At 62.1% G+C, this 7,584-nt stretch carries 9 protein-coding genes; 1 reads left to right on the top strand and 8 read right to left on the bottom strand.

The features are described from left to right. The first annotated feature begins 99 nt into the window (after nt 1-99). Nucleotides 100-1,983 (top strand): TonB-dependent receptor domain-containing protein, encoded by a 1,884-nt coding sequence (locus DCO47_RS24350; RefSeq protein ID WP_116659099.1) that lies wholly within the window; start codon nt 100-102, stop codon nt 1,981-1,983. A gap of 137 nt (nt 1,984-2,120) precedes the next feature. On the opposite strand, the gene DCO47_RS24345 is transcribed toward DCO47_RS24350, so the two are convergent. From DCO47_RS24345 to ribE, 8 genes are all read right to left on the bottom strand, one after another. Continuing rightward, nucleotides 2,121-2,921 (bottom strand): cobalamin-binding protein, encoded by an 801-nt coding sequence (locus DCO47_RS24345; protein WP_116659098.1) that lies wholly within the window; start codon nt 2,919-2,921, stop codon nt 2,121-2,123. Continuing rightward, nucleotides 2,921-3,340 (bottom strand): hypothetical protein, encoded by a 420-nt coding sequence (locus DCO47_RS24340; RefSeq protein WP_042610615.1) that lies wholly within the window; start codon nt 3,338-3,340, stop codon nt 2,921-2,923. The genes DCO47_RS24345 and DCO47_RS24340 overlap by 1 nt, the downstream gene beginning before the upstream one ends. Then, entirely contained in the window at nt 3,337-3,954 is a 618-nt protein-coding gene (ribA, locus tag DCO47_RS24335; protein WP_042610616.1) for a GTP cyclohydrolase II, read from the bottom strand. The genes DCO47_RS24340 and ribA overlap by 4 nt, the downstream gene beginning before the upstream one ends. A gap of 243 nt (nt 3,955-4,197) precedes the next feature. After that, complete coding sequence (locus tag DCO47_RS24330; RefSeq protein ID WP_065615593.1) at nt 4,198-4,935, bottom strand: ABC transporter substrate-binding protein; 738 nt, start codon at nt 4,933-4,935, stop codon at nt 4,198-4,200. 25 nt (nt 4,936-4,960) lie between these two features. Further along, nucleotides 4,961-5,464 carry a phosphatidylglycerophosphatase A gene (locus DCO47_RS24325; RefSeq protein WP_039761886.1) on the bottom strand — a complete coding sequence of 168 codons (504 nt, stop codon included), beginning with the start codon at nt 5,462-5,464 and terminating at the stop codon, nt 4,961-4,963. After that, on the bottom strand, nt 5,461-6,426 hold the full coding sequence (thiL, locus tag DCO47_RS24320; protein WP_116659097.1) for a thiamine-phosphate kinase: 966 nt from the start codon (nt 6,424-6,426) through the stop codon (nt 5,461-5,463). The genes DCO47_RS24325 and thiL overlap by 4 nt, the downstream gene beginning before the upstream one ends. Nucleotides 6,427-6,453: 27 nt before the next feature. Continuing rightward, nucleotides 6,454-6,954, bottom strand: coding sequence for a transcription antitermination factor NusB (gene nusB, locus DCO47_RS24315; protein ID WP_042610619.1), 501 nt, complete (start codon nt 6,952-6,954; stop codon nt 6,454-6,456). Continuing rightward, nucleotides 6,951-7,427 (bottom strand): 6,7-dimethyl-8-ribityllumazine synthase, encoded by a 477-nt coding sequence (gene ribE, locus DCO47_RS24310; protein WP_042610620.1) that lies wholly within the window; start codon nt 7,425-7,427, stop codon nt 6,951-6,953. Before ribE ends, nusB begins: the two co-directional genes overlap by 4 nt. Nucleotides 7,428-7,584: the final 157 nt, after the last annotated feature.

Raw genomic sequence — 7,584 nt, 5'->3', positions numbered from 1 at the left:
ATCTTGCTCTTCGGCAGCTCCGGAACCTTTAAAAAGCAAAATCAAAAGATCGCAGCCTTCGGCAGCTCCTACATGGTTTTGCAAAGACCATAGATTGCCATGAACCTCTCGCGCCTCGCCCTGCCCTTTCTCCTGCTACCCAGCGCCAGCGCTGTCGCCGACACCTTCGAACGTGATCAGGCGCTGAAGCTGCCGGACACACTGATCAGCGCCAATCGTCAGGTCGAGGCGCGCAACGACAGCAGCGCCGCCAACACCGTGTTCACCCGTGAAGACATTGATCGCCTGCAACCAAGCGACGTGCCCGATCTGCTGCGTCGCGTGCCCGGCGTGCAAGTGGCGCAGACTGGCGGGCGCGGCAGTCTGCCGGGGATCTACATTCGCGGCACGCAATCGGCGCAGAGCCTGGTGCTGGTCGATGGCCAGCGCATCGGCAACTCGACTTCCGGCGACAGCAACCTGCAGCATCTGAACATCGAGCAGATCGAGCGCGTCGAAGTGCTGCGCGGCTCGCGCTCGGTGATTTATGGCAGCGATGCAATTGGCGGGGTGATCCAGATTTTCACCCGGCGCGGCACTGGGCAAGGCTTGCAGCCACGCCTGCACCTCGGCTTCGGCAGCCAGCAGACTTGGCAGCGCAGCCTCGGTTTGTCCGGCGGTGACGACAAAACCCGTTTCAACCTCGGTGCCAGCCTCGACGAAACTGCCGGGATCGACCGTACCCACGATTCGTATCCAAGCGACAGCGACCATGACGCTTACCGCAACAAATCCCTCAGCCTGAGCCTCAGCCACGCGCTGGCCGAGGGCATCGAAGTCGGCGCCAACCTGCTGGATAACCGTGGCAAGGGCGAATTCGACAACCCGTTCGGTCGCTTCGACAGGGACACGTTCGAGTCGGTGCAACAGCAGCCCTACAGCGACTTCAATGTCAGCAGCGTGAGCAGTTACGTCGATGCGCGGGTCAACGAAACCTGGAAAACCCGCGTCGAATTCGGCCACAGCGAAAACCGCGAGAAGACTTTCGACAAGCTCAGTGACGAGCGCACGGTGTTCAACACCTATCGCGACTCAGTGAACTGGCAGAACGACCTGACGCTCGACGCGCGCAACAGCCTGGTCCTCGGTGGTGACTGGTACGAAGACCGGATCAACAGCAGCACTGCGTTTGACGAGGACAGCCGCTGGAACCGCGCAGCCTTTATCCAGCATCGTTATCAGGCGGACAGTTTTTCCACCGAGATCGGCCTGCGCCACGACGACAACCAACAGTTCGGTACCCAGAACACCTGGAGCGGCACCTTCACCCTGCTCCTGAATTCGGATAACGATCTGCTGCTGAGCTACAGCGAAGGTTTCCGCGCGCCGACCTTCAACGACCTGTACTACCCGAATTTCAGCAATCCCGACCTGAAACCGGAGACCTCGAAAAGCTACGAACTGCAATGGCGTAGCCAGTTGAGCGACAGCGCGCGGCTGGAAGCCTCGATTTACCGCACCGATCTGGAAGACGCGATCATCTTCGGCAGCAACTCACGCCCACAGAACGTTGCGTCGGCGCGGATCAATGGCTTCGAAGCGGCGCTCAAGCATGAGCTGTTCGGCTGGCAGAGCAATCTTGGCGTGGCGATCATTGATCCGCGCGATCGCGATACCGGCCACACCCTGGCGCGACGGGCGCGGCGCACAGCCAGTTGGGATGTGGATCGGCAGTTCGATCGTTTGGGGCTCGGCGCCAGTTGGCAATTGGTCAGCGGCAGTTACGATGATCTGAACAGCACCCAATCGCTGGGTGGCTACGGCACATTCGGACTGCGCAGCAGTTGGGCGTTGAACCGTGAGATCAAGCTGGATCTGAAGGTCGACAACCTGCTGGACAAGGGTTACAGCCGGGCGAATTACAGCTATGACGGCGCGCAGTATGGCTATCGCGAAGAAGGTCGGGCGTGGATGTTCGGGGTGACCTGGACCCCTGAACTCTGAGTTGAGATTTTTATTGGCGGGCTGGCCTCTTCGCGAGCAGGCTCGCTCCCACAGTAGACGGAGTGCGGCCACACCTTTTGTTTTCACCGCAAGTCCAGTGTGGGAGCGAGCCTGCACGCGAATACAGGCGATACGATCTACCGATCCGGCGCGATCAATTGGCAAAGCTTGGCGGTGGCGCTGATCATCTGCCCGCTCGGTCGCTCGAGGCCTTTATCAGTGACCAATAGCAGCCTCCCCTGCCTGACCGCCGCCACCTGCGGCCAGACCTTCCACGCCCCTAGCTGGGCCTGATCACTGGCAACAATCACCTCGGGATCTCGCTGCAACACTGCCTCGATGCTCACCTGCGGCGCCGGCAGATTCAAGTCGGCGAACACATTGCGTGCGCCGCACACTTCAAGTGCATCGCTGATGATCTGCCCGCCCCCGACGGTGTACAGCGGCTTGTCCCAGACCTGATAGAACACACGCAACGGTACATCACGCTGATAACGCTGACGCATACCCTCCAGCTGCGCGCGCAATTCGGCCGCCCGTTTCGCCCCACGTTCAGGACGCCCGAGCTGTTCGGCAATGGCTTCGATCTGCGCGGCGAGTTGCGTCAACGTATGCGGCTCGGCGATGAAGGTGGGAATGTTCAGGCGCTTGAGCTGATCGCGCTGCCCTGCGCCAACGCTGCCGGGCCAGAGCAAGAGCAGATCCGGTTTGAGACTGAGCAAGCGTTCCATGTCGAGCTGGCCATAGCGGCCCACAGACGGAACATCTGCAATCGCCGCCGGACGCTCGCCCGCATCCAGCACGCCGACCAGCAGATCGGCGGAATCCAGTTCAACGACAATTTCAGACAGCGACGGCGCGAGGCTGACTACCCGCAATCCGGCCAACGCCGGGCTGCTCAGGGCGAGCAGCAGAACCGCCAGCCACAGGCAACGCATCAACCGAGTTGACGCGGGATTCGGTAGAGGTAGAACAGCACGGCGGTGGACAGCGCCAGCAGCATCAACGGCACGGCTTCGAGGCCGACGAATACCGCCAGGGCGCCGATCCACGCCGGCAAAGATGCCACCAGCAACGCTGCGCGCCGACGCGCCGCCAAGGCGATCCACGCAGCGGGTTCATCGGCAGTATCGAGGGCTTTTTGCGTGGCGATCAGCGCGTGTTTGTAGCGAGCGAAATATTTCAGACTGACAAACATCGAGGCGACGCCGGCGATGAACAAGGGCATCGCCAACACTGGCAACAGGCCCTGGCCTTCGCCAAACAGCGCGTTGAGCACGAACAGCGGCAACAGGGCCAACGCCAGGTATTGCCACCAGGCCACCGACAGCCGACGTCGCACCTGGCCGCGAGTCACGCGCGGTCGACCTCGCCCTGATGCTCGTTGCCCATCATGTGGTCGAGCTTGCTGGCCTTGGTGGCCAGGTAGAGTTTGTTGTGCGGATTGTGGCCAGTGTGCAGCGGCACGCGTTCGGCGACGACGATGCCCATGTCGGTCAGCGCTTTGACCTTGCGCGGGTTGTTGGTCATCAAACGCAGGGATTTCACGCCCAAATGCTCGAGCATCGGCAGGCACATGGCGTAATCACGCTGATCGGCGGCAAAGCCCAGGCGCTCGTTGGCTTCCACGGTGTCGGCGCCGCCGTCCTGCAACTCGTAGGCGCGAATCTTGTTCAGCAGCCCGATGCCGCGGCCTTCCTGACGCAGATACAGCAGCACGCCACGGCCTTCGCGGGCGATCGCCTGCAACGCGGCTTCCAGTTGCGAGCCGCAGTCGCAGCGCTGGCTGAACAAGGCATCGCCGGTCAGGCATTCGGAGTGCAGGCGGCCAAGTACCGGGGCGCCATCGGCAAATTCACCGAGGCTCAGCACGACGTGCTCACGCCCGGTACTCTCATCGAGAAAGCCGTGCATGGTGAATTGCGCAAAAGGCGTTGGCAGCTTGGAAGCGGCGACGAAGACGACAGGCACCGATGTGCTCCTGATCTAGAAGACTGAAAATTCGCAGGCCGGCATTGTAACAGCAGGTTCCTGTGGACGCTCAGGCTGAATTATCGGGCATAACCATCAAAAAGTTTGATGACAGACTGCCCTGCATCGGTTCCTTGTAGGAGTGAGCCTGCTCGCGATAGCGGTTGATCAGACGACATCATTGCTGAATGTCAGTCCGCTATCGCGAGCAGGCTCACTCCTACAGGGGGTTTGTGTGGGGCCTCAGTTCGGGTTGAACGGATATGGCTGCTGCCACTTCGCGAAGATCGCCTTCAACTCTCCGCTCTTCACCAGCTCCGCCATGCGCCGGTCATACAGCGCCATCAACGTCCGGGCCTGTGGGGTATCGGCGAAACCGAGAAACAGCGGCAATTCAGCCAGATGCGAATAACGGTACTGCGCCGGATCCGCCGCATCGCGCATGACCGCCTGAATCTCGGTCAGCGCGTCGATGTAGTAGTCGGCCCGCCCCTGCTTGAGCATCAGCAGAATGCCGGTGCGCCGTTCGATCTGGTTGAAGCGTTTAATGTTCGGCAGGTAGTTGTCGTAGCGGTAGCCGCGCACCCAGGCCAGGCGGTATTTGCCCAAGGTTGCCTGAGTCGGTGGCGGGCTGCTGGCCAGGCCAAGTGCGTAAACGTGATCGGAGTCGAAATTCCATTGCGGGTACAACACGTGCTCGGCTTCGTCGCGGTAGGAGCCGACCTGCGCGTCGACTTCCTTCAACTGCACCAGCCCGATCGAACGGGTGTACGGCACCGTGCGGATATCCAGCTTCACCCCGGCCGGCTCGAAGACTTTGCGCAGCACGTCCCAGGCCAGACCATGGCCATCGGCGGCGGTGTAGTCTTCCCAGTCTTCGCTGGCCAGATGGATGACCGCGGGTACAGGCGCGGCGGCGTGCGCATGGGCGAACGTGCCCAGCAGAGCCAGAACCAGCAGGGCCAACCCGCGTCGCAGCATTGCTTGTTTCCTCACGTGAGTCGAATCAGGCGAATACCCAGACCAGCCCTTGCATCGCCAGCCAGGCGAAGACACCGGCGAGCACGTCGTCGAGCATGATGCCGACGCCGCCATGCACATGCTTGTCGATCCAGCGGATCGGCCACGGCTTGAGAATATCGAAGAAGCGGAATACCAGAAAACCCGCGAGCAACCAGTACCAGCCTTCCGGCACCAGCCACAGGGTGATCCACATGCCGACCATTTCGTCCCAGACGATGCCTTCGTGGTCATGCACGCGCAGGTCGTCAGCGACTTTGCCGCACAGCCAGAAGCCGAACAGCATGGTGATGCCGAGCATCAGCCAGTAACCCCAGTCGGGCAGCATCTGCCACAACGGAATGAACGGCAGCGCCACCAGCGAGCCCCACGTGCCCGGCGCCTTGGGCAAGGTGCCGGAGCCGAAGCCGAACGCGAGGAAATGCCACGGATTGCGCCAGACCGAAGGAGGCACGAATTCGGCAGGGACCTGTTTCGGGTGATCTGTCACGGTGTCTCCTGAAAGTGTTGGTAGCCGCGGATTTGCGGAGTGATGTCGCGCCCGTCACGATCCAGCAGGACCACGCCCTGGCCCGACGCCACGCGCCCGATCACATGGATCGGCCAGCCATCGCCCAGCAGTGCCGGCAACGCGGCGGACGGCAAGGTGAAGGCCAGCACGTAGTCGTCGCCCCCGCTCAATGCCGCGCGCTCGGCACCGCGCTGACCGAGAAACGCGACTAAAGCATCCGACAACGGTACGCGCTCGCGTTCAATTTCAAGTCGCACCCCGGAGGCCAGCGCGATATGCCCGCAATCGGCGAGCAGGCCGTCGGAGATGTCCAGCGCCGCCGTGGCCTTGCCGCGCAGAGCCTGACCGAGCGCCAGTTGCGGCTGTGGTGACCAGTAATGATCGAGCAGCGGCTGGCCGACCTCGGGCGCGGCATCACGCTGGCCCAGCACCAACGGCAAGGCGCCGGCCGCATTGCCCAGTTCGCTACCGACACAGAGCAGATCACCGGACTGCGCGCCGCTGCGGGTCAACGCCTGCCCTGCAGGTACGCGGCCGAACACGGTGACCGTCAGGCTCAACGGCCCGCGCGTAGTATCACCGCCGACCAGTGCCACGCCGCAGCCTTGCGCCATCTGGTTCAAACCACGGGCGTAGGCTTGCAGCCAATCGGCAGTCACCGTTGGTAAAGTCAGGGCAAGAGTAAAGGCAACGGGCGCGGCACCCATGGCGGCCAGATCGCTGACCGCGACGGCCAGCGAACGCTGACCGAGCAGAAACGGGTCGCAGGGGTCGGCGAAATGCACACCGGCCACCAGCGTATCGGTGGAAACCGCCAGCTGTTCCCCTGCGGGAACTGCCAGCAAGGCGCAGTCGTCGCCGATCCCCAAAGCAACGCCCTCGCCGCCCTGCGCACAAGGCGCGGCGGCGAAGAAATTGCGGATCAGCTCAAACTCGCCCATGGCCGAGAAAAAGTATTCAAGCGCCGATCAGCGCTTGAACGCCTTCACTTCAGCTTCACGCAGGCGCGGGGCCAGCTTGTCGAGCACGCCGTTGACGAACTTGTGGCCGTCGGTCGAACCGAACACTTTGGCCAGCTCGATACCTTCGTTGATCACAACGCGGTACGGCACGTCGACACGCTTGAGCAGCTCCCAGGTCGACAGGCGCAGAACCGCCAGTTCAACCGGGTCCAGCTCTTCGATCGTCAGATCCAGGCACGGCGTCAGGGCGGTGTCGATTTCGGTCTTGAACTGCGGAACCCCGTGAAGGATTTCGCGGAAGTAGGCACCGTCGACATCGGTGAAATCGTTATCAACGCGAAACTGCGCTTCGATCTCGTTCAGCGATTGCTTGGCCATGTGCCATTGGTACAGCGCCTGGGTCGCGAGCTGACGGGCTTCGCGACGCTTGGCGCTTTTCGACGGCTTGCCGGCATCCGCAGGTTTCGGATCGCGCGGGTTGAAACGATCGCTTTCGTCGCTAATCACTTGGCCTCCAACTGCGCCAGCAGGCTGACCATTTCCAGAGCGGACAGGGCAGCTTCGGCACCTTTGTTACCGGCCTTGGTGCCGGAACGCTCGATGGCTTGCTCGATGGAATCAACGGTCAGTACGCCAAACGCGACCGGTACGCCGAACTCCATGGAGACCTGGGCCAGGCCTTTGGTGCACTCGCCAGCCACGTATTCGAAGTGCGGAGTACCGCCACGAATGACCGCGCCGAGGGCGATGATGGCTGCGAACTCGCCTTTCTGGGCGACTTTCTGCGCAACCAGCGGGATTTCGAAGGCGCCCGGTGCGCGGATGATGGTGATGTCGCCTTCGCTCACGCCGTGGCGAACCAGGGCATCAACGGCACCGCTGACCAGGCTTTCAACCACGAAGCTGTTGAAACGGCCCACTACCAGAGCGTAGCGGCCTTTAGGGGCGATGAAGGTACCTTCGATGGTCTTCAGGGTCATTCGTCAGTTCTCTTAAAGAGCCGGGACGCGTCTCGTACGCATCCCTCAGTGATATAAGCCGCGATTTCATGGCCGGAAACACCGCATTGCTGCTCGATGATGAACCTGTGGCGAGGGAGCCTGCTCCCGCTGGGCAGCGCAGCGGCCCCTTATGTGG

The organism is Pseudomonas sp. NDM, assembly GCF_003105095.1.
Classification (GTDB): domain Bacteria; phylum Pseudomonadota; class Gammaproteobacteria; order Pseudomonadales; family Pseudomonadaceae; genus Aquipseudomonas; species Aquipseudomonas moraviensis_A.
This window is presented reverse-complemented; position numbering and strand designations above follow the sequence as displayed.

What these genes read in the sequence shown, in the direction of transcription:
- DCO47_RS24350 (WP_116659099.1), top strand. Translation starts at nt 100, where the DNA reads ATGAACCTCTCGCGCCTCGCCCTGCCCTTTCTCCTGCTACCCAGCGCC.
- DCO47_RS24330 (WP_065615593.1), bottom strand. Translation starts at nt 4,935, where the DNA reads ATGCTGCGACGCGGGTTGGCCCTGCTGGTTCTGGCTCTGCTGGGCACG.
- thiL (WP_116659097.1), bottom strand. Translation starts at nt 6,426, where the DNA reads ATGGGCGAGTTTGAGCTGATCCGCAATTTCTTCGCCGCCGCGCCTTGT.
- ribE (WP_042610620.1), bottom strand. Translation starts at nt 7,427, where the DNA reads ATGACCCTGAAGACCATCGAAGGTACCTTCATCGCCCCTAAAGGCCGC.
- DCO47_RS24345 (WP_116659098.1), bottom strand. Translation starts at nt 2,921, where the DNA reads ATGCGTTGCCTGTGGCTGGCGGTTCTGCTGCTCGCCCTGAGCAGCCCG.